This window comes from Streptococcus sp. SI1 (assembly GCF_030439945.1).
Taxonomy (GTDB): domain Bacteria; phylum Bacillota; class Bacilli; order Lactobacillales; family Streptococcaceae; genus Streptococcus; species Streptococcus intermedius.
Window position 1 is genome coordinate 141,581 of sequence record NZ_JAQFJE010000005.1, and the last position, 23,499, is coordinate 165,079.

The 23,499-nt window shown below is 40.6% G+C and carries 16 protein-coding genes and 1 pseudogene; 2 read left to right on the forward strand and 15 right to left on the reverse strand.

The annotated features are described in order from the left end of the window. Positions 1-60: 60 nt before the first annotated feature. From pgk to pbp1b, 4 genes are all read right to left on the reverse strand, one after another. Positions 61-1,257 (reverse strand): phosphoglycerate kinase, encoded by a 1,197-nt coding sequence (gene pgk, locus PCY10_RS07495; protein ID WP_021003262.1) that lies wholly within the window; start codon positions 1,255-1,257, stop codon positions 61-63. Positions 1,258-1,388: 131 nt separating this feature from the next. Then, a complete protein-coding gene (rpoC, locus tag PCY10_RS07500; protein WP_301558964.1) occupies positions 1,389-5,027 on the reverse strand; it encodes a DNA-directed RNA polymerase subunit beta' in 3,639 nt (1,212 codons plus the stop codon). Between the two features lie 38 nt (positions 5,028-5,065). Further along, entirely contained in the window at positions 5,066-8,632 is a 3,567-nt protein-coding gene (gene rpoB, locus PCY10_RS07505) for a DNA-directed RNA polymerase subunit beta (RefSeq protein WP_021003264.1), read from the reverse strand. A gap of 286 nt (positions 8,633-8,918) precedes the next feature. After that, positions 8,919-11,261 (reverse strand): penicillin-binding protein PBP1B, encoded by a 2,343-nt coding sequence (gene pbp1b, locus PCY10_RS07510; RefSeq protein ID WP_021003265.1) that lies wholly within the window; start codon positions 11,259-11,261, stop codon positions 8,919-8,921. 181 nt (positions 11,262-11,442) lie between these two features. On the opposite strand from pbp1b, the gene tyrS reads away from it, so the two are divergent. Both tyrS and PCY10_RS07520 read left to right on the forward strand, forming a co-directional pair. Beyond that, positions 11,443-12,699, forward strand: a complete 1,257-nt coding sequence (tyrS, locus tag PCY10_RS07515; RefSeq protein ID WP_021003266.1) for a tyrosine--tRNA ligase — start codon at positions 11,443-11,445, stop codon at positions 12,697-12,699. 258 nt (positions 12,700-12,957) lie between these two features. Next, positions 12,958-13,794 carry a putative RNA methyltransferase gene (locus tag PCY10_RS07520; RefSeq protein ID WP_021003267.1) on the forward strand — a complete coding sequence of 279 codons (837 nt, stop codon included), beginning with the start codon at positions 12,958-12,960 and terminating at the stop codon, positions 13,792-13,794. A gap of 57 nt (positions 13,795-13,851) precedes the next feature. Here the strand turns inward: PCY10_RS07520 and PCY10_RS07525 are convergent, their stop codons facing one another. From PCY10_RS07525 to PCY10_RS07575, 11 genes and pseudogenes are all read right to left on the reverse strand, one after another. Then, the gene (locus PCY10_RS07525) at positions 13,852-14,532 is read right to left on the reverse strand and encodes a rhomboid family intramembrane serine protease (protein WP_021003268.1); all 681 of its coding nucleotides are present in this window, start codon (positions 14,530-14,532) and stop codon (positions 13,852-13,854) included. Next, positions 14,525-15,052: a 5-formyltetrahydrofolate cyclo-ligase gene (locus PCY10_RS07530; protein ID WP_021003269.1), complete on the reverse strand. Its 528-nt coding sequence runs from the start codon at positions 15,050-15,052 to the stop codon at positions 14,525-14,527. The genes PCY10_RS07525 and PCY10_RS07530 overlap by 8 nt, the downstream gene beginning before the upstream one ends. Before the next feature lie 45 nt (positions 15,053-15,097). After that, positions 15,098-16,228, reverse strand: a complete 1,131-nt coding sequence (locus PCY10_RS07535; protein WP_009569532.1) for an N-acetyldiaminopimelate deacetylase — start codon at positions 16,226-16,228, stop codon at positions 15,098-15,100. Between the two features lie 12 nt (positions 16,229-16,240). Then, the gene (dapD, locus tag PCY10_RS07540; protein ID WP_301558965.1) at positions 16,241-16,939 is read right to left on the reverse strand and encodes a 2,3,4,5-tetrahydropyridine-2,6-dicarboxylate N-acetyltransferase; all 699 of its coding nucleotides are present in this window, start codon (positions 16,937-16,939) and stop codon (positions 16,241-16,243) included. 117 nt (positions 16,940-17,056) lie between these two features. After that, positions 17,057-18,514: a glutamate--tRNA ligase gene (gene gltX, locus PCY10_RS07545; RefSeq protein WP_105255965.1), complete on the reverse strand. Its 1,458-nt coding sequence runs from the start codon at positions 18,512-18,514 to the stop codon at positions 17,057-17,059. A 208-nt stretch (positions 18,515-18,722) separates the two neighbouring features. Then, positions 18,723-20,138 carry a DNA repair protein RadA gene (gene radA, locus PCY10_RS07550; protein ID WP_301558966.1) on the reverse strand — a complete coding sequence of 472 codons (1,416 nt, stop codon included), beginning with the start codon at positions 20,136-20,138 and terminating at the stop codon, positions 18,723-18,725. After that, on the reverse strand, positions 20,096-20,566 hold the full coding sequence (locus PCY10_RS07555; RefSeq protein WP_125455617.1) for a cysteine hydrolase family protein: 471 nt from the start codon (positions 20,564-20,566) through the stop codon (positions 20,096-20,098). Before PCY10_RS07555 ends, radA begins: the two co-directional genes overlap by 43 nt. 9 nt (positions 20,567-20,575) lie before the next feature. Beyond that, positions 20,576-21,019: a dUTP diphosphatase gene (locus PCY10_RS07560; RefSeq protein ID WP_003073939.1), complete on the reverse strand. Its 444-nt coding sequence runs from the start codon at positions 21,017-21,019 to the stop codon at positions 20,576-20,578. Positions 21,020-21,145: 126 nt separating this feature from the next. After that, the gene (locus PCY10_RS07565; RefSeq protein ID WP_301558969.1) at positions 21,146-21,634 is read right to left on the reverse strand and encodes a hypothetical protein; all 489 of its coding nucleotides are present in this window, start codon (positions 21,632-21,634) and stop codon (positions 21,146-21,148) included. Then, a pseudogene (locus PCY10_RS07570) lies at positions 21,634-21,918 on the reverse strand (polymorphic toxin type 44 domain-containing protein); the annotation flags it as partial. The pseudogene PCY10_RS07570 and the gene PCY10_RS07565, both read right to left, overlap by 1 nt. An 11-nt stretch (positions 21,919-21,929) precedes the next feature. After that, positions 21,930-23,195 (reverse strand): hypothetical protein, encoded by a 1,266-nt coding sequence (locus tag PCY10_RS07575; RefSeq protein ID WP_301558967.1) that lies wholly within the window; start codon positions 23,193-23,195, stop codon positions 21,930-21,932. Between the last annotated feature and the right edge of the window lie 304 nt (positions 23,196-23,499).

Below are 23,499 nucleotides of genomic sequence, written 5' to 3' on the forward strand. Positions count from 1 at the left end.
CATTTCAGTTTTGATCCCTTTCTACAAAATTATAATTTTATAGAGACTAATGGGTCAAAATTATTTTTCTGTAAGTGCAGCCAATCCTGGCAATACTTTACCTTCAAGGAGTTCCATTGAGGCACCACCACCAGTAGAAATCCATGAGAACTTATCTGCACGACCAAGGTTGATAGCTGCTGCTGCAGAGTCACCACCACCGATGATTGATTTTACGCCAGGTTGTTTCACGATAGCGTCCATGACACCGATTGTACCAGCTTGGAAGTCAGGGTTTTCAAAGACACCCATAGGACCATTCCAGACAACAGTTTTCGCACCAGTCAATTCTTGATCAAATTTAGCGATAGATTTTGGACCGATATCCAAACCAAGGAAGCCTGGATCCACTGCTTCACTTTCAGTATCTTTCACTTCAGTGTAGTCAGCAAATGCGTTTGCTTCTTTTGAGTCAACTGGCAAGATCAATTTCCCATTTGCTTTTTCAAGAAGAGCTTTCGCTATATCCAATTTATCTTCTTCTACAAGTGAGTTACCGATTTCGATACCTTGTGCTTTGTAGAATGTGTAAGTCATACCACCACCGATAAGGACTTTATCAGCTTTTTCAAGCAAGTTTTCGATAACACCAATCTTGTCAGATACTTTTGAACCACCCAAGATAGCTACGAATGGACGTTCTGGAGTTTCAACCGCTTCTTGGATGTAGGCAATTTCGTTTTCAAGAAGGAAACCAGCAACTGCTTTTTCAACGTTTGCTGAGATACCAACGTTAGACGCATGTGCACGGTGAGCTGTACCGAATGCATCGTTTACGAAGATGCCATCTCCAAGTGATGCCCAATATTTACCAAGTTCTGGAGCATTTTTAGATTCTTTTTTACCGTCAACATCTTCAAAACGAGTGTTTTCAACCAAAAGAACTTGTCCATCTTCAAGAGCATTGATAGCAGCTTCCAATTTTTCACCACGTGTTACACCTGGGAAAACAACTTCTTGACCTAATTTTTTGGCCAAATCAGCTGCTACTGGAGCAAGTGATTTGCCTTCTTTGTCTGCTTCTTCTTTAACACGTCCAAGGTGAGAGAAAAGAACAGCACGTCCACCATGTTCGATGATATACTTAATAGTAGGAAGAGCTGCAGTGATACGGTTATCGTTAGTGATTACTCCATCTTTCAATGGTACATTAAAATCTACACGAACGAGGACTTTTTTTCCTTTTAAGTCAACGTCTTTAACAGTAAGTTTTGCCATGTTACAAAAACTCCTTTTTCTATTTTATACGGAACTATTATATCATATTTTCTAGAAATTTTCTTGATATAAGGAAAGTTTTCACAAATAATTTGAAGAAGAAAAGAGCCGAGAAATTCGACTCTTTCTTCTTATTCTGCTGGAGTAGTCTCTTCCACAGTTTCTGTTGCCGTTGTATCTTCGATAATTTCAACTTCATTGACAGCTTGCGGTTCGAGATTACGGTAACGAGCCATACCTGTACCAGCTGGAATGATTTTACCAATAATAACATTTTCCTTCAGGCCAAGCAGATGATCTTTCTTACCGCGGATAGCGGCATCCGTCAAGACACGAGTCGTTTCTTGGAAGGAAGCTGCAGACAGGAAGCTGTTAGTTTCCAGAGAAGCTTTGGTAATCCCCATAAGGACTGGACGAGCCGTTGCAGGAACACCGCCTGAGATAACCACATCACGGTTAGCATCCGTAAAGTCTGTGATATCCATTAGAGTGCCCATAAGAAGATCTGTATCCCCAGGATCCATGATGCGCACCTTGCGAATCATTTGACGAACCATTACCTCAATGTGTTTGTCTCCAATTTCTACCCCTTGGCTGCGATAAACTTTTTGTACTTCAGCAAGCAGGTAAGTTTCAACAGATAAAACATCACGAACAGCCAATAAATGCTTCGGTTGGATAGAACCTTCTGTTAATGCTGCACCGCGAGAAACTTGGTCGCCTACAGCCACTTTCATACGGGCTGTAAATGGCACTACATATTCGCCTTCACCAGTTGCACCTTTAACAAAGACCTTCTTCGTCCGAGTAGAAGCATCTTCTTCAATAGCGGTAACTTCCCCCTTCACTTCTGTGATGACTGCTTCCCCTTTCGGATTGCGAGCCTCAAAAATTTCTTGAACACGAGGGAGACCTTGCGTGATATCAGTATTAGAAGCAACACCACCTGTGTGGAAGGTTCTCATGGTCAACTGTGTTCCTGGTTCACCGATTGATTGGGCAGCAATAGTTCCAACTGCTTCACCTACCTCAACTGCATCACCCGTTGCCAAGTTAATACCATAACAACGGCGACAGACACCATGACGCGTATTACATGTAAAGACAGAACGGATAGTGACTTCTTCGACACCAGCGTTTACAATCTCACGTGCCATATCCTCAGTAATCAATACATCTGGACCAACGATGGTTTCACCCGTTTCAGGATGTTTGACAGATTTTTTCGTATAACGACCAGTTAAGCGTTCTTCTAGTGGCTCTATCATTTCCTTACCATCAGTAATAGAGCGAATCACAAGACCGCGATCTGTACCACAGTCATCCTCACGAATGATAACGTCTTGGGCAACGTCAACTAGACGACGAGTCAAGTAACCTGAGTCAGCTGTCTTAAGGGCTGTATCAGTCATCCCTTTACGCGCTCCGTGAGTTGAGAAGAACATTTCCAGAACAGACAAACCTTCACGGAAGTTAGACAAGATTGGCAACTCCATGATACGTCCATTTGGCGCAGCCATCAGACCACGCATGCCGGCCAACTGGGAGAAGTTGGAGATGTTACCACGGGCTCCAGAGTCCATCATCATAACGATTGGGTTCTTCGGATCTTGGTTAGCAACCAAGCGTTTTTCCAATTTTTCACGAGCAGCACGCCATTCTGCAGTAACCGCGTTATAGCGCTCATCGTCTGTAATCATCCCACGACGGAATTGTTTCGTGATTTGTTCAACACGTTTATGTGACTCTTCGATGATTTCAGCCTTATCTTCAACAACTGGAATATCAGCAATCCCTACTGTCAAACCAGCAAGCGTTGAATGATGATAGCCAAGATCTTTCAGGCGGTCAAGGAAAGCCGATGTTTCAGTTGTACGGAAACGCTTGAAGATTTCCGCAATGATATTTCCAAGATTTTTCTTCTTGAACGGTACATTTAAGTCAAGTTTACTGATTGCTTCTTTAACATCTTGCCCAGGTTCTAAGAAATACTTAGCAGGCACACCTTCTGCCATATTTGAAGCAGATGGCTCTTGTAAATATGGCAATTCATCTGGCATGATGTCATTGAAAAGAATCTTACCAACTGTTGTCAAGAGAATTTTATGTTTTTGATTTTCAGTCCATGGTTTGTTTAAACTATCCGTCGCAATCCCAACACGCGTATGCAAGTGAACATAACCATTGCGAAGAGCCATTACAGCTTCATCACGATCTTTAAAGACCATACCTTCGCCTTCACGACAGGCTTCTTCCATCGTTAGGTAGTAGTTCCCTAATACCATATCTTGTGAAGGTGTAACAACTGGCTTACCATCTTTCGGATTGAGGATGTGCTCAGCAGCTAACATAAGAATCCGTGCTTCTGCCTGAGCTTCTTCAGACAATGGTACGTGAATAGCCATTTGGTCTCCGTCAAAGTCGGCGTTGTAGGCTTCACAGACTAATGGGTGCAAACGAAGAGCTTTACCATCGATTAAGACCGGCTCAAATGCTTGGATCCCCAAACGATGAAGAGTCGGTGCGCGGTTAAGAAGTACTGGGTGTTCTTTGATAACGTCTTCTAAGACATCCCAGATACGCTCATCGCCGCGCTCTACCATGCGCTTAGCAGCTTTCACATTTTGCGCATAATCACGAGCAACAATTTCCCGCATCACAAACGGTTTGAAAAGCTCAATCGCCATTTCACGCGGAACGCCACATTGGTACATCTTGAGGGTTGGACCTACCGCAATAACCGAACGTCCGGAGAAGTCAACCCGTTTACCCAGCAAGTTTTGACGGAAACGTCCTTGTTTCCCTTTAAGCATGTGGCTCAACGATTTGAGCGGACGGCTACCTGGCCCAGTAATTGGACGACCGCGACGACCATTGTCGATCAGAGCATCAACTGCTTCTTGTAGCATCCGCTTTTCATTTTGCACGATGATTCCCGGAGCATTCAATTCCAAAAGACGTGCCAAACGATTATTCCGGTTGATAACACGACGGTAAAGGTCGTTCAAGTCAGATGAGGCGAAACGTCCACCGTCCAACTGAAGCATTGGACGTAAATCTGGTGGAATAACTGGTAAGATATTTAATACCATCCATTCTGGCTTGTTACCAGATTTTTGAAAGGCATCTAAAACATCCAAACGGCGAATAGCTTTTACCCGTTTTTGCCCAGTTGCCGTTTTTAACTCTTCTTTGAGGTCAACAATTTCTTTCTCTAAATCTACTTGTTTCAAAAGATCTTGAATTGCTTCAGCTCCCATTTTTGCAACAAATGACCCTTGACCATATTCACGTAAACGTTCACGATATTCACGTTCTGTCATAATGGATTTGTGTTCAAGCGGTGTATCTTTTGGATCAATTACCACATAAGCTGCAAAATAGATGACTTCTTCAAGTGCACGAGGACTCATATCTAAAGTCAAGCCCATTCGGCTCGGGATTCCTTTAAAATACCAAATATGGGAAACAGGAGCCTTTAACTCAATATGTCCCATACGCTCACGACGCACTTTTGTACGAGTGACTTCAACACCACAACGGTCACAAATGATTCCTTTATAACGAATCCGTTTATACTTTCCACACGCACATTCCCAATCTTTCGTAGGGCCAAAGATGACTTCATCAAAGAGTCCTTCACGTTCTGGCTTTAGTGTACGGTAGTTAATTGTTTCAGGTTTCTTCACTTCCCCATAAGACCAAGAGCGGACTTTACTAGGTGAAGCTAGGGTGATTTGCATACTTTGAAAACGATTTACATCAACCACTATTTCTTACCTTTCTTTATTATCTATTGAATCAGTTCTTATTCTTTTCCTTCAGCTTCAAAAGCTGCTCTCGCTTCTTGAGCTGCCTTTTCACGCGCTTTTTCAAGGTCATCTACGTGAATCACATCGTCATCCATGCCTTCATCCAAATCGCGAAGTTCTACTTCATTGTCATCTTCATCTAAGACGCGCATGTCAAGGCCAAGCGATTGTAGTTCCTTGACAAGGACACGGAAGGATTCTGGGACACCTGGTTTTGGAATTGGTTTACCTTTAGTAATAGCTTCATAAGCTCTCAAACGGCCATTGATATCATCTGACTTGTAGGTCAAGATTTCTTGAAGGACGTTAGAAGCACCGTAAGCTTCCAAAGCCCAAACTTCCATCTCTCCAAAACGTTGTCCACCAAATTGTGCTTTACCACCAAGAGGTTGTTGCGTAACGGTTGAATAAGGACCAACTGAACGAGCATGAAGCTTATCATCTACCATGTGGTGAAGCTTAATCATATACATGACACCAACGGATACACGATTATCAAAGGGCTCACCCGTACGACCATCATAAAGGATTGTCTTAGCATCACTATCCATACCTGCTTCACGAACGGTATCCCAGAGATCATCTGCGCTAGCTCCATCAAAGACCGGCGTTGCAATGTGGATACCAAGGTTGCGAGCAGCCATACCAAGGTGAAGTTCCATAACTTGTCCGATATTCATACGGGATGGTACCCCAAGTGGATTCAACATGATATCAACCGGCGTTCCATCTGGAAGATAAGGCATATCCTCTACTGGAACGATACGGGAAACAACCCCTTTGTTCCCGTGACGTCCTGCCATCTTGTCCCCAACACGGATTTTTCGTTTTTGAGCGATATAAACACGCACCAACATATTGACGCCTGACTGCAATTCATCACCATTTGCACGAGTAAAGATTTTTACATCACGAACAACACCTGCACCACCGTGTGGTACTCGAAGGGATGTATCACGTACTTCACGAGACTTATCACCGAAAATTGCATGAAGTAGACGTTCTTCTGCGGACAAGTCTTTTTCACCTTTTGGTGTCACTTTACCGACAAGAATGTCACCTTCCTTCACCTCAGCACCGATTCGGATAATACCCATTTCGTCCAAATTGCGAAGAGCATCTTCCCCAACATTTGGAATTTCACGGGTAATTTCTTCAGGCCCAAGCTTGGTGTCGCGAGTTTCTGACTCAAATTCTTCCAAGTGAACAGAGGTATAAACGTCATCTTTTACTAGACGTTCGCTCATGATAACGGCATCTTCAAAGTTGTAACCTTCCCATGTCATATAAGCAACGATTGGATTTTGACCAAGTGCCATTTCACCTTTTTCCATCGAAGGCCCATCGGCGATAAAGTCTCCTTTTTCAACCATATCACCAACTTTCACCAACGTGCGTTGATTATAAGACGTTCCAGAGTTAGAACGGCGGAATTTCGTAATATGATAAACATCAAGGGAACCGTCTTCACGGCGAACTTCAACTTTAGCAGCATCAGAATAAACAACTTTACCATCGTGCTGTGCAATAATCGCTGCTCCAGAATCATGAGCTGCTTGGTATTCCATTCCTGTCCCAACATATGGTGCGTGTGGGTCAATCAACGGAACAGCTTGCCGCTGCATGTTAGCACCCATGAGGGCACGGTTTGAGTCATCATTTTCAAGGAAAGGAATACATGCTGTCGCCACCGCAACTACCTGCTTAGGTGATACATCCATGAAATCTACTTGATCTGAAGGAAATTCTTGGTTATTCCCTTGGTGGCGTCCCATAACAATCGCTTCTGCAAAGCGACCATCTTCTGTTAATTTAGAATTTGCTTGTGCAACGATGTATTCATCTTCTTCATCCGCTGTTAGCCAAACGATTTCATTGGTTACTATGCCAGCTTTACGGTCTACCTTACGGTAAGGTGTTTGGATAAATCCATATTTATTTAGATGCCCATAAGAAGACAAGTTATTAATCAGACCGATGTTTGGTCCTTCAGGTGTTTCAATTGGACACATACGACCATAGTGAGTGTAGTGCACATCCCGCACTTCATAACCAGCACGGTCACGTGTTAAACCACCAGGTCCTAAAGCTGACAAACGACGTTTGTGAGAAAGCTCAGACAACGGATTATGTTGGTCCATGAACTGAGACAACTGGGAAGATCCAAAGAATTCTTTAATAGCTGCAGTTACTGGACGGATATTAATGATTTGTTGTGGTGTCAATACTTCATTGTCTTGTACACTCATCCGTTCGCGGACATTACGCTCCATCCGAGAAAGACCAAGACGAACTTGGTTAGCAAGCAATTCACCTACTGCACGAATCCGACGATTTCCCAAGTGATCAATATCATCCACACGGCCGATGCCTTCTGCTAAGTTGAGGAAGTAGCTCATCTCAGCCAAGATATCCGCTGGTGTAATAGTATGAATTCGGTCACCTGGATTAGCATTCCCAATAATAGTCACTACACGATCTGGATCAGTTGGTGCCACAACCTTGAACTTCTGCAGCTCTACAGAGTTCGTCAAGACAGCTGAGTCGTTTGGAATATAAGTGATTTTGTTCAAACCATTATCCAACTGCTCTGCAATGCTGTCAATGACACTGCGGGTCATAACTGTTCCAGCTTCTACTAAAATCTCCCCTGTTTCTGGGTCTACCAAAGGTTCCGCAATCGTTTGATTCAATAAACGGTTTTTAATATTCAGCTTTTTATTGATTTTGTAACGACCAACAGCTGCCAGATCGTAACGACGAGCATCAAAGAATCGCGCAATTAAAAGACTACGTGAGGAATCTGCCGTTTTAGGCTCACCTGGACGAAGGCGCTCATAGATTTCTTTGAGCGCTTCATCTGTACGTGAGTCCATCGGATTTTTATGAATATCTTTTTCAATCGTATTACGAACAAGTTCGCTATCTCCAAAAATGTCAAAGATTTCATCATCACCAGAGAAACCAAGTGCACGAACAAGTGTCGTAAATGGAATCTTACGAGTACGATCAATTCGAGTGTAAGCAATATCTTTTGAATCAGTTTCCAGTTCTAACCAAGCTCCACGATTCGGAATAACAGTTGAACCATAACCAACTTTCCCATTTTTGTCTACTTTATCATTAAAGTAAACACCTGGCGAACGAACAAGTTGAGATACGATAATCCGCTCACCACCATTGATAATAAAGGTTCCCATTTCTGTCATGATTGGAAAATCACCAAAGAACACTTCTTGCGTCTTGATTTCACCCGTTTCTTTGTTGATTAAACGGAAAGTCACAAAAATAGGTGCAGAATAGCTAGCATCATGAATGCGTGCTTCTTCTAAGGTGTATTTAGATTCTTTGATTTCATAACCAACAAACTCTAACTCCATTGTATCTGTAAAGTTCGAGATAGGAAGTACATCTTCAAATACTTCTTTCAAACCATGGTCAAGAAAATCTTTGAACGAATCCGTCTGGATTTCAATCAAATTTGGTAAATCAAGAACTTCCTTGATTCTTGAAAAACTACGACGAGTACGGTGTTTCCCGTATTGAACTTCATGTCCTGCCAAGTTTTTTACTCCTTCTTTCTACATTCTCTATCACTAGGATAAAGTAGCAATTTCATTTGTCCTTTCTGCTGAATTTTTAGAATTTTTAAATTTTGATGACAAAACACAAAATTCCTAAAAATAGGCACAAAAAGAGCAGCTAAATCTGACTCTAAAAGTATGATTTAACTGCTGTAAGCTTTATATGGACAATATTTCAAATAAAGCAGACGACAAATTATTAATAATATTATACCTTAATTTACTCCGCTTTTCAAGCTCCTTTACTTATGAAAGTGTTTTTATTTTAGCGTCCACCTAAAAGTGCTTCCCAAGCTTTTTGATAATCACTGTCTGTCCCACCAATTCCAAATTTATAAGTTGTAGTCGGCGCTCCGTTTTTGGCCCAGTAACTTGTGACTGTTTGGCCAGTTGCATTAATCGTACGACCATTCACACTGACATTTCCAGATTTTTCACCAGTTGCTTTAAGGACATTTGATTTAATAACGCTAGAATCAAGATTAAACTTATCTTTAACACCCCAAATACTTGGATCTGCTTGGTAAATTGCATTCACCAAATGAGCCATATACTGCGCATTGTTATTGTAACCCGTTAAAGCCGCCATTGAGGCATTGTTATCATGACCAATCCAACCTCCTAATGTTAATTTAGGAGTAGATACCATGAGCCACATATCTCCATTATTGTTAGTTGTCCCAGTTTTCCCAATCCAATCAGCATTAGCCAAGCCGCTATTGATCTGTGTTAAACGAGATTTGAAAGTCGTTGTAGCACCTGAACTCAGAACTCCGCGCATGAGATGTTGCATAATTGTCGCTGTTGCTTTGGAATAAACTTGAGCAGGTTTTGTTTTATGCTCATAGACAACTTTCCCATCTTTTGCCGTAATCTTTTCAATCATATAGCGCTTTTGATATGCTCCGTTGTTAGCTAAGGTTTGAAAACCATTCGTGTGTTGGGCAACAGATACTTCAACACCACCTCCCATTGGTAGGCTTTCAATATCATAATTATCAATCTGATAACCCATTTTTTCCATATATCCTCGGACATTGACCCCTTTGTCGCGAAGTAATTTATAAGTCCAATAAGCAGGAATGTTCCAAGAAGTATTTAAAGCCTCCTGTAAATCCATCATCGCTGTTCCACGACTGTCCACATGCATAATGGGATCACCATTAGAGAAATTTGCTGGATAATTAGACAGCATGCTGGCGCTTCCCATCAGACCTTGGTCAATGGCTATACCATAAGCTAAAATCGGTTTAATCGTTGAACCGGGCGAGCGCTCTGTATCAAAAGCGTGGTTGTTTTGATTAGAAGCATAATTACGTCCTCCTATAAAACCCAAAACAGCTCCTGTACGATTGTCCATGAGAACATTTCCGGCTTCAACTGCACCCGTTCCATCATCTAATACACTACCAAAATTAGCAACCGCTTTTTGCATAGCATTGTGAACTTTTCTATTAATCGTTGTAGTAACAGTATAGCCACCATCGCTTAGCTCTTTTGCTGCTAATTCTTGATAAGCCTTGACCGTTGCGTCATCTTTCAATTCCTGTTGTGAAACATTATCCCGACTAATCAAATAATCATACATTGCCTTTTTCGCTTCTTTCAGAGCAACGTAATATAAGTAATCATGCGAATTTTTTGAAGAGCGATCGGCAGGTAGAAAATCCCGTTTTAAATCATAATCTTTGTACAATCGGTATTCATCTTTACTAATTGCACCAGTTCGATACATATTATAAATGACTTTTTTTGCACGATTGAGTCCCAATGTCATGTCTTTAGCACTTTTTCGACTACCATCAGCCGTGTAAGGAGAATAGACAATCGGACTTTGTGGCAGCCCAGCAATAAAAGCTGCTTGAGGAACTGTCAACTTGCTAGCAGGCACTCCAAAAATTCCTTGAGCGGCTTCTTCCACACCAGCAATATTTTGCCCTTTATTGTTACGCCCGAATGGTGCAACATTGAGATAAGATGCTAAAATATCCTCTTTACTCATATAACGCTCTAAAGCCAGAGCATCAATGATTTCAGTTGCCTTTCGCTTAAAGGTCGGCGCATCTCCCACAACCTGCTGTTTAATCAATTGCTGAGTTAAGGTAGAACCACCACTGGAAGAACCAATCTTCGCAACAGAACCTAGTGTGGCTCGCAAAACTGCTTTTGTAACCACTCCATTATGCTTGTGGAAATTTTCATCTTCAGTCGCAATGACGGCCTTTTTTACATTATCAGAAATATTCTTACTCTCTACTGCAATCCGCATTAAATCACTGTCAATGGCTGAAATAGAGCTTCCATCAGCATATTTCAATTCTGAAATAGAAGAAATATTCCGAATCTGTTTAACTAATTGATCTTTTTGCGGAACTTCTACTTTATCAAAAATTCTTACTCCGTAACCAAGAGCAATTCCTGCCCCAAACAAACCACCTAAAAAGACCAATACAAAAACAACATTCGACAACAATTTCAAAGTTCGAAGCGTAATGCCGCCAATATTCAAAAGAGTTAATTCTTTTTTTCTGATATGAAACTTTGTTTGAGACAGCTGAGACAGCCTTGCAAACAGGGATTTCATCTTTTCTAACACTTGTTTAATCATTCTTTCTCCTTGAACTTTCTGTGCCTATTATAGCAAATTTATGAAACTTCTGACAACAGGAAAAGCAAGCCTTGGCTGAAATCATTGATTTTTTAATTATTTTTACGATTTTACTACCTTCTAGTACCTGTTTGTGATACAATGTTACAATAACTAGAAATTTTATAAAGGAGAGACAGATATGCACATTTTTGATGAGCTAAAAGAACGCGGTTTGGTTTTTCAAACAACTGATGAAGAAGCATTGCGCAAGGCCCTAGCGGAAGGAAATGTCAGCTTTTATTCTGGCTATGACCCAACAGCTGACAGCCTCCATCTTGGTCATCTTGTACCAATCCTTGTCATGAAACATTTACAGTTGGCTGGTCACAAACCCTATGCTCTCGTTGGCGGTGCAACTGGCTTAATTGGCGATCCATCATTTAAAGATACAGAACGGAGCTTACAAACAAAAGACACAGTTGAAGGTTGGGTCCGCAGCATTCAAGCACAAGTATCACGTTTTCTTGACTTTGAAAATGGCGACAACAAAGCTGAAATGGTCAACAACTACGACTGGTTCTCTGGTATTAGCTTTATTGACTTTCTACGCGATGTTGGAAAATATTTCACTGTCAACTACATGATGAGTAAAGAATCCGTAAAAAAACGGATTGAAACAGGCATTTCGTATACCGAGTTTGCTTACCAGATTATGCAAGGCTATGACTTTTTTGAGTTAAATCGACAATACGATGTCACTTTGCAAATCGGTGGTTCAGATCAATGGGGCAATATGACTGCTGGTACAGAATTACTTCGCCGCAAAGCAGATAAAACAGGTCATGTTATTACAGTGCCACTCATCACAGACGCCACTGGTAAGAAATTTGGTAAGTCAGAAGGCAATGCTGTATGGCTCAATGCCGATAAAACCAGCCCTTACGAAATGTATCAATTCTGGATGAATGTCATGGACGCTGATGCCGTACGTTTCCTTAAAATTTTCACTCTTCTTCCGCTTGATGAAATCGAAAAAATCAAAAAACAATTTGAAGCAGCTCCCCACGAACGGTTGGCACAAAAAATCTTAGCACGAGAAGTGGTCACACTTGTACATGGCGAAGAAGCCTACAAAGAAGCACTCAATATCACCGAGCAGCTTTTTGCTGGAAATATTAAAAATCTTTCTGTCAAAGAACTGAAACAAGGACTTCGCGGGGTGCCAAATTATCAAGTGAAAACAGATGACAATCTCAATATTGTGGAAGTTTTGGTAACAGCTGGCGTTGTCAATTCTAAACGCCAAGCTCGTGAAGATGTTCAAAATGGCGCTATTTATGTCAATGGCGAACGTATTCAAGACCTTAACTATACATTAACGGATGCTGACAAATTAGAAAACGAACTAACTGTCATTCGTCGCGGCAAGAAAAAATATTTTGTTTTGACTTACTAAAATAAGAAACCAATAGACCAATCAGCTACTGCATCGTGGCAGATTGCACTATGTCCTTTGAGGTTGGGGAGCTTCGTCCCAGCCTCTTTGCATTTTCACTCAGCAAAAACATATTGACTAGTGTTTATTTTGCTCTATAATTTAAAAATGTGGATTGTTTTAGCCTTCATTTTTCTTTGCCTGCTTGCCAAAGCATTTCCACATGTTACACTAAACACAGAAATTGATGAAAGAGAAATTGCATGAAAGAGAAATTGCATGAAAGTCAAACTTAAACGTTTTGAAACAGCTAATCTTTTTGCTTGTCCAATTTGCCAACAAGCCTTGTTTTTGTCAGCAAATAGCCTCAAATGTCAAAACAGCCATTCCTTTGATTTGGCGAAATTTGGTTATGTTAACCTAGCACCACAGATAAAACAGTCCAAAGCCTATGATAAATCCAACTTCCAAAATCGACAATTGATTCTCGAAGCGGGATTTTACCAGCCGATTTTAAATCAACTAATAAAAATTGCAACTTCCTTCTCACACCATAGCAATATTCTGGATATCGGCTGTGGAGAGGGATACTATGCACGACATTTACAGCAACTGCTGCCGGATAGCCGTATCTACGCATTTGATTTATCAAAGGATTCGATTCAGTTAGCAGCCAAAAGCGACCACAGCCTTGCAGTAAACTGGTTTGTTGGAGATTTGGCACGCCTTCCCATCCAGAAAACCAGTATGGATGTGATTTTAGATATTTTCTCTCCTGCCAATTACCAAGAATTTCAGCGTGTATTGCGGAAAAACGGCTTGCTGATTAAAGTTATTCCCAATAGCCAACACTTGCAAGAAATCCGAGGTATTGTAGCTGATAAATTAACAAACACGAACTATTCCAATCAAAACATCCTTGATCACTTCAAAGAGTCCTTTACCATTATAGATTCCTATGACGTTGCTGGTACTTTTTCACTAAAAGAAAATGAAAAAAATGCTCTACTGAAGATGACCCCTCTCCTTTTCAACATAAATATTAAAAACATCGACTGGTCATCATTAGACAACATCACAATTGCTGCAAAGATTTTAATTGGCCAACAAAAATAAACGAAAAAGAGGTAGAAACAGATTGCTGCGAAATACAACAATCTATCTAGCCTCTTTTTATATGCCTCGATTAAAAGCCAGAAAAATCATCCCTAAAACTAGAATCAGATAGATAGCTAATGCTAAGATACGTTGACGTATTTGATAAGCTTTTTTGTCCACACGAACTGGGAAAATAACAGCACACAGAGCTCCTCCAACTGCTCCGCCTAAATGTCCTGCCAAACTAATTCCTGGTGTCAAACTTAACACCAAGTTCATCACTAAAAGGATTAAATATGACTGGCCGAGTTGTTGAATATAGGGATTGCGGACTGCATAGCGCAACGTAATAATAGCCCCAAAAATCCCAAACAAAGATGTAGAAGCACCCGCCGCCACAGCACTTGGAGTGAAAAAGAACACAAAGACATTTCCTAAGATACCAGACATCAAGTAAAGAAACAAAAAATTCCACGAGCCAAAAATATCCTCAGCTTGCCGCCCGATAAAATATAGCGTAATCATATTCATCGCAAAATGCTCTAAGCCGATATGAACAAAAATAGCTGAGGCCAAACGCCAAATTTGACTCGGAAAATATTGGATACTGCGCCCATGCATAGCACCAAACTCATAAATTGTTTGAGTGCTGGCGTACGCAAAGCCACGTAATAAAAACATCGTTAAAAAAAATCCTGTCGTTACAAGTAATAAGATACTTGTAACAGGATACTGTTTATCATACAGTTTATTCACAAATCAATACCTCCTGAACGGGAATATCATAATTATCTGGTTGAAAATCTGTTAATTGACAAGGATAAATTGTGCTTACTGTCTTCCCTTGAAACTCAGCCAAATAGCGATCATAATAGCCACCTCCATAACCAATACGATATCCTTTTTTGTTAAAAGCAACACCCGGAACATGAATCAAATCAATATGAGTCTGCTCTACTACTCGTTCACTTCTTGGCTCCCAGAGACCGAAAGCAGTCAATTCCAAGTCATTTGGATCATAATCCATAAATACCATGCGTCCATTGCGATAAGTCTTCGGAATCAAAATCCGTTTACCATCTGTTTGAGCCTGCTTGATGAAAAGTATAGTATTAAATTCATGCGGCAAAGGAAGGTAGGTCGCAATTATTCTAGCATGTTGATAAGCAAGGGTTTCCAGTAAATTTTGAGTAAGAACAGCATCTCTCTGTTGTTTTGCTATAACTTCCTGCTCCTTCATTTGTCTGATGATGTTTTTTCGCAAATTTACTTTCATTTACCTTCTCCTTACTCAGAAATATCACCAAGGTTTCCAACCATACTATTCATTAACCTTAGCCTTTAAAAGTTTTCCAAATTTATCAATAGCAAAAGGTAATGCTGCTTCATTTGGTGTCATCTGAGGGTGATGAAGAGCGTAGAGACTGTCAATTCCCAACCAGAACATAACACCCTTAACTTTACTGAGTAGATATCCAAAGTCTTCACCAGTCATAGCGGGCGAAATCTCAATCATGTGCACACCGTTCTCATTTCGGAAAAAATTCATACATTCAACAGCTAATTCAGGGTTATTTTCTACAGGAAGGTAACCGCCTTGTTTTAATTCCAAATCAAGCTCTACACCGAAAGACTGAGCCACTCCTTCGGCAATTTCCTGCAAGCGTCTCTGAGTAAGTAGATTCATCTCCTGCGTCAACGTCCGAATCGTTCCGTGGAGAAAAGCAGTTTCAGCAATCACATTATTCGTCGTTCCAGCATGTAGTTCACCAAAGGTAATAACAGCTCCTTCAATTGGATCCACATTACGACTCACAATCGTCTGAATCTGAGTAACAAAATAAGCGGCCGCTACTAAAGCATCATTAGCATCCTGCGGAAAAGCAGCGTGACCGCCCTTACCCTTAAAGGTTAATTTGACTTCACAAGTTCCCGCAAAAAGTGTTTTAGTATTGGTAGCAATCTCTCCAACCTTGAGATCAGGCCGTACATGAAGCCCATAAAATTCATCCGGCAACCAGTCACCAAAAACTCCGTCCTCGTACATAAGCATGCCACCGGCTTCATTCTCCTCTGCTGGCTGAAAAAGAAAAAGCAGATTATTCTTAGGCTGCTCAGTAGTTAGTAGCTCCAACAGCCCTAGAGCAATTGTCATGTGCATATCATGTCCACAAGCATGCATCCGTCCCTCATGTTGACTAGCACAGGCAAGTCCAGTCTCTTCAACAATCGGTAAACCGTCAATATCTGTTCTCCAACCAATCGTCTTAGTAGGTGCACTTCCTTTAATAAAAACCAAAATCCCCGTATGCCAAACCCGAATCTCAACAAAATCCAAACCTGCAGTAAGTTCATCAATCACTCGCATCAGATAGGCATGGGTCTTGTACTCTTCTAATCCGATTTCTGGAATTTGGTGCAAGTCTCGACGAATTTTTTGATAATCAATCATACTATTCCTTCTTTACAGTATCCGAAGAGCATCTTCCAACGCTGTTTTCTTCTCAGTTTGTTCATCAATTTTTTTAATCACACGCGCAGGCACACCAGCTACTACGACATTTTCTGGTACATCTTTTGTCACAATAGCACCTGCAGCTACGACAGAACCGTTGCCAATCTGCACTCCCTCAATAACAACAGCATTGGCACCAATCAAGACACGATCTCCAACCCGAACTGGACTAGCACTAGCTGGCTCAATAACTCCTGCCAGAACTGCCCCGGCACCAACATGACTGTTTTTACCGACAATAGCACGACCACCCAGGACGGCACCCATATCAATCATAGTCCCATCACCAATCTCCGCACCGATATTGATGACTGCTCCCATCATGATGACAGCATTATCTCCGATTACTACCTGATCACGAATAATAGCACCTGGCTCAATCCGAGCATTGATATTGCGTTTATCTAACAAGGGAACTGCCGAATTGCGACCATCTTGCTCTACCACATAGTCTTTATTTTCTATTAAATCAGCTAAAAGTGGCTCAATGTCTTCCCAGTCCCCAAAGAGAACATTGCCTAACTTGACAACAGAATCTGACACTTCGCCTACTAGTTTGCCTTCAAACGTCACTTTTACATTCGTACGTTTCTTGGCATCTGCGATAAACTGGATAATTTCTTGAGCAGTCATTTTAGTCGCTGTCATAGACATTCCTCGCTTTGATTTAGTATTAAGGGTTATTATAACATAAAATCAAACATTTCATCATATGAAGTAAGTAAAAACACCACAAGTTTGAAAAATGTGATGTTTTAACTGGATTTATTGAATGTTCTTTAACATATTTTCGATGTGCTCAATTGATTTCTCACGTCCAAGCAGATAGATAGTATCTGGAAGTTCTGGACCGTGCATTTCACCTGAAACAGCGATACGAATTGGCATGAAGAGATTTTTGCCTTTAATCCCCGTTTCTTTTTGAACCGCTTTGATTTGCGGGAAGATATTTTCTGATTTGAAATCTTCATCGCTCATCGCTTCCAACTTTTCTTTAAATGCTTGTAAAACAGTTGGTACTGTTTCACCTGCCATGAATTCTTTTTCAGCGTCTGTCAATTCTGGAAAATCTTCAAAGAACAAATCAGTCAATGAAACGATTTCGTCAACAGATTTCATTTGTGGTTTGTAAAGTTCAACTAATTTTTCTGCTTTATCAGTCAAACGACCAGCTCCTTTCAAGAATGGTTTCGCCATTGCAAAGATTGTCTCGAAATCTGCATTCTTGATGTATTCGTTGCTCATCCAGTCCATTTTCTTTTGGTCAAAAGCTGCTGGCGACTTGCTCAAACGGTGTTCATCAAAGAGGTTAATCAATTCTTCACGGGAGAAGATTTCATCTTCACCACCTGGGTTCCAACCAAGAAGTGCGATAAAGTTAAAGACTGCTTCTGGCATGTAACCTTTTTTACGGTAGTCTTCGATAAATTGAAGTGTGTTAGTGTCACGTTTTGACAATTTTTTTCCCGTTTCAGAGTTGATAATCAATGTCATGTGGCCGAATTCTGGTGCTTCCCAACCAAGCGCTTCGTAAACCATTAATTGTTTTGGTGTGTTTGCGATGTGGTCATCCCCACGAATAACATGGGAAATTTTCATTAGGTGATCATCTACCACCACCGCAAAATTATAGGTCGGATAGCCATCTTTTTTCTGGATAACCCAGTCACCACCGATGTTGCCACCTTCAAATTCAATCTCACCTTTAACAATATCATTCCACTTGTAAATACCAGCTTCGTTCACTGCAAGACGTACTGTTGGAACAATTCCTTTCGCCTCACGATCTGCGATATAAGCTGCCTTTTCAGTTTCAGACATTCCTAGATATTCATTGATGTAACGAGGAGTTTCACCAGCGGCTTCTTGGCGTTCACGCTCTGCTGTCAGCTCCTCCTCCGTCACGTATGATTTGTATGCCAAGCCTTTTTCAAGGAGTTCATTGATATAACCTTGATAAATGTCTAAACGTTCAGATTGGCGATAGTTTTCATGTGTTTCTGGGCTTTCATCCCAATCAATTCCTAACCAGCGGAGATTTTCCAACTGCGAACGCTCTCCATCTTCCACATGACGCTTGCGATCTGTATCTTCAATCCGAATAATAAAAGTTCCACCGTAGTGACGAGCGTAAAGATAATTAAAGAGCGCAGTCCGCGCATTTCCAATGTGTAAAAGTCCCGTTGGACTTGGTGCGTAACGCACACGAATTTGATTCGCCAATTTCATTTCTCCTAGTATCTATCTTATAGTTCTAACAGGAAAAGCCTGTTTTTATTTTAAACGTTACCATTATACCACATAGTTGCCAAAAAGAAATAATAGAAATAATGAAACTTTATTATTCTTTCTCATTGACAAAAGATTAGAGAAAGACAAACCCTCCTTAACAATAAGGTAATACTGTCTGTCTCATCTCTTAATCCAACTCTCAGTTTTTATTTACTTCGTCAAACACCTTTTTCAAAACCTCACCAACAGTTGTCACACCAACTACCTGAATACCTTGTGGAATCGTTAAACCTGACAGGGAATTTTTGGGTACAAAAATCTTGGTAAAACCGAGCTTACTAGCTTCATTGAGACGTTGTTCGATACGATTAACACGACGAATTTCACCTGTCAAACCAATTTCACCAATATAACATTCTTGAGGGTTAGTTGGCTTTTCCTTATAACTGGAAGCAATGGCTACCGCAACCGCTAAATCAATAGCAGGCTCATCTAAGCGCACACCACCAGCTGATTTGAGATAGGCATCTTGATTTTGCAATAAAAGTCCGCAGCGCTTCTCCAAAACCGCCATAATCAAACTAACACGATTAAAGTCCAGTCCTGTTGTTGTCCGTTTAGCATGCCCAAAGACAGTCGGTGTTACTAGGGCTTGTACCTCCGCTAAAATAGGCCGTGTTCCTTCCATGGTAACAACAATAGCTGAGCCTGTTGCTCCATCTAGACGCTCTTCTAAAAAAACTTGGCTGGGATTCAAAACCTCAACCAAACCACCCGACCTCATTTCAAAAATACCAATCTCATTAGTAGAACCAAAGCGATTTTTAACGGCTCGTAAGATACGAAAAGTATGCTGCCGCTCGCCTTCAAAGTAGAGCACAGTGTCCACCATGTGTTCTAACATTCGCGGTCCAGCTAAGGTTCCTTCTTTAGTCACATGTCCAACAATAAAAGTCGCAATGTTATTGGTTTTAGCTAATTGCATTAATTCTGCTGTCACTTCACGCACCTGAGAAACAGAACCTTGAACACTGGAAATTTCAGGACTCATCACTGTTTGAATAGAATCAATAATTAAAAAATCAGGCTGGATTTTTTCAATCTCAGCACGAATACTTTGCATATTAGTTTCAGCATAGAGATAAAACTCATTGTCAATATCACCGAGACGCTCGCTACGCAATTTGATCTGCTCTGCTGATTCTTCACCAGAAACATAAAAAACGGTTCCTTTATTGGCTAATTGTGTTGAAACTTGCAAAAGTAGGGTCGATTTCCCGATACCGGGATCGCCGCCGATAAGAACCAGACTGCCTGGTACAACACCACCGCCCAAAACACGGTTGAATTCTTCCATATTGGTCTTGACTCTAGTGGCTTGGCTGGAGGTGACCTGATTTAACTTGACTGGCCGTGTTTTCTCACCTGTCAGTGAAACGCGAGCATTTTTAACTTCAGCAACTTCAATCTCTTCAATAAAAGAAGACCAAGACGAGCAATTAGGACAACGTCCCAGATACTTGGGCGAATTATAGCCGCACTCTTGACAGACAAAAGTTGTTTTTTTCTTAGCTATGGTAATTCTCCTTTCGTTACTATTCCAGCAATCTGCCATTGTTGCAGTGTCTTTTGAAATTTTTCCTTATTGATAACGCCAAGATAGGATAAATCAACTGAGACTTGATAGCCCTTATGTGCTGCTGCCAGAATTGAAGCATTGACGCAGCCATTGCCATCAACACCAATAAATTCTAAACTCTCTGCACCACTTTCCTCCAAAAATCTTGTTAAGTTTCGGTTCGTAAAGCAAGATGCTTGACGCTTTTCAAAGACTTTATCAGACACCAAGGAAAGGCCAATTGCAAAATTCTTCGGTTTCCTTGTTAATTCCCAGAAAAAACGATTAACTATATAAATCACATGGTCTCTTGAATAGCTAGCAATTTTGTCATTAACAGCCGCAGTCAGCGCTTCACTATCATAAGCTTTTCCAGTAGCAACGTAGTCTGACTGCATATCTATAACTAATAAATAGTCTGCCATTTTCTTTCTCTATTCTCCAGTTGATCCAAAACCGCCTGTACGTGTGCCAGTCGCTTTATCACCATCTATTAACAGAAAAGGCATAAAAACGCCTTGAACCACACGTTCTCCAGCTTCAAGCACAACTGTTTGGTCTGTCATATTTTTCATCTGGGCAAAAATATGACCTTCATTATTAGGGTTATTGTAATAATCACCATCAATAACCCCAACTGAATTAATCAATACCAAGCCTTTTTTACGAGGATTGGACGAACGATCAAACAGATAGAGAACTTCACCAGCTTGCATATAAGCTTTGACACCTGTTGGGACCAGAACAATTGCTCCCGCAGGAATTTCCGTCCGCTCTGCCACTTTCAGATCATAACCAGCTGCATGAGCTGTCTCACGTTTTGGCAATAAATTTTCATTTGTAAAGCTTGAAACAAGCTCAAAACCACGAATTCTCATATTTTTCTCTTTTCTACTTTTGCTTCCTCTATTATACTAAATTCGCAAAAAACACGCAAAAACAATGAAATTAGCGGCCACGATTACTCCCGTACTTTTTATAGAAATCCTACATTATTAGCTACATCACCTATCCACCACCTGTGCCTCAAAACGAGCTGGTTTGCTATCTACGTTGGTGATAGTAATGGTGTAAGGTTTATTATTGGTAACATCAAAAACTTTTTCACCCTGATAATTTACTACAATGCCATCTTTTACCAAATGGATATTCTTTTGGTTATTAGGAAGGACTTTCTCACTATTGCTTGAACTACCTATTCTGATAATTTTATTCTCTTTTACTCCGTATAGAATATCTCCAGATTCCTCGGACCAAACACTTGCACCTGTTAATTTTAATTTATTTCTGTCCTTCTTTTTCAAAATCAATTCCGAATAAAATTCAACTTGTTCTGTTTTTGGATTGACTCTGAACTTCACACTCTGACCTGATTGAAGAGTGTATTTCCCAAGAGTTTTTGCCCATTGATAAAAGAGAAAACCACCTACAAGAAATCCCACGAGCATGACATTACAACCGACTCTCCAATTGAATTTTTTCTTGTTTGACATCATCTGTGGTCCTCCTTATAAGCATCCATACCGTCTTGAATGGCCGACGCATCTCCAGAATTGTCTCCATAGTTCCCGTTGAAAATATTTTTTATATATTTAAGAGGATTTTTATCTGAAATACCTTGTGCAGCTCCTGCCCCTAATTTTAGGTAGACATCATTGGCTCTCAAATAGCCCTTCCCGACATAACCAAAGAGATAATTTCCCATATAGTCTGATGTCATACCTTTTTCCCATTGACGCCCCCAAACAGAAAAAGGATAATTGTCGCCATAGATTCGATTTTTAAGATCTAGTGGTTTTTTGTATTCACCAAGTCAATAAAGGTTCCATTATCACCAAGCTTTGAACCAATAGCACTGGAGCTAGCTACTAATCCACTGCCTCCGGGACTTTTCCATATATTCTGGCCTTTGTGAATGAGTTCTGCTTTCTTTTCGTCCTCTATTTTTTTGACATCTAAGATATCATCGCCCATATTTTGAGCTATGGTTTTGATATCAGTTCTTGGAGTTACTGATTTAAAAAATTCTTTTTCTATCTTTTTCTTTTTATTTCTAATTTCAGTATTATTTTTTCCCCAATCATCTCCTATAGCTTTCCGTTTCTTCCAATATTCCTCAAAGGCTTTCTTGTTCGTATGAAAAAGATAATCTTCGTATGCCTTAACAATAGCATCCACTTTCTTAGATGCGGGTAGGTTGCTTTTCTTAATCTCAGTAATTTGCTTCTTTAATACCTTGGCTTGTTTGATATTATAACTTTCTGCTTTTAGAGCTGCATGAACATCCTCTGGCAACTCTCTTCCTGGATAACGTTTCTGATAAGCCTCAATCGCCTTGATGTCCTTATCTGTGAGCTTCTCTCCGTTCTTCAGTTTATCCAAAACTCTCTGATAAGCTCGGTCAAGCTCCTCCTTCTTCTTCCATTCAACTCCTATTGTCTTCGCCCAACCTAGCTGATCAGCCGATGGAACTTGGAAACTCCCATTGAAATTCGCAAAGGCTGTTTGGACTTGCCCGATTCCAACATCCATCGCTGCGCTCACCTCGGGTAAATTGCTAAAGACCGTAGGGGAACTCATCGCAAAGGCATTGAGCTTCCTTAATTTTTCCATAGCTTCAGTCTTCTGGTTGCTTAAACTTGCCATGCGACTAGACATACTCCGAAGCGTAGACGGTTTGGTGCTGCAATCGCGCTCCAAATACCGGTAAATTCCTCGCAAACTGCTTAGGCTGCTTTCATAAGCTTGAATCTGGGATTCTAGAACATCCGAATCCAGGCTTTCCTCGCCAACCTCTGCCCGATACTTGTTCGGAAGCGCCATAGTGTCTTGACTGACTCCCTCAGATAAGAGGATTGCTCCTTGTATCAAAGGAGTCAAGACTCTGGCTCCATAGTGCTTTGCACTATCATATGCTGCACCTGTCAGTTCTGAAGCATTACTAAACGATTCTAGAGCGCTAAGCGCACTCTGATATCCTGCAATGCGATTGGCGGAAACCGTGTTCATGGAACTAGCTTGGTCATCTGAGGACACTAAATCCATCTTAATCATTTGTTGGTTCCTTTGTTTTTCATAATAATAGTTATGTAGTACATTATAACATAAATCATCCAAAACCAACGACAAAAATATAAAACAAAAAGACCACCTTTTGGTGATCTTTATAGGGAGATTATTATGAAAAAGTTTAGGATTTCATCAAATAAAGTTAGGAGGTCTTCATTTGATAGTTTTATTATAGAATGATTTTCTTAAATGAAGCTTAAGATTCATTTTAAATTTATAATGCATACAGAAAGGTACCGAAAAAGTTCTAGCTGGCTGTTTTCTTTATTGACTAAAATGCTGGGTAGCC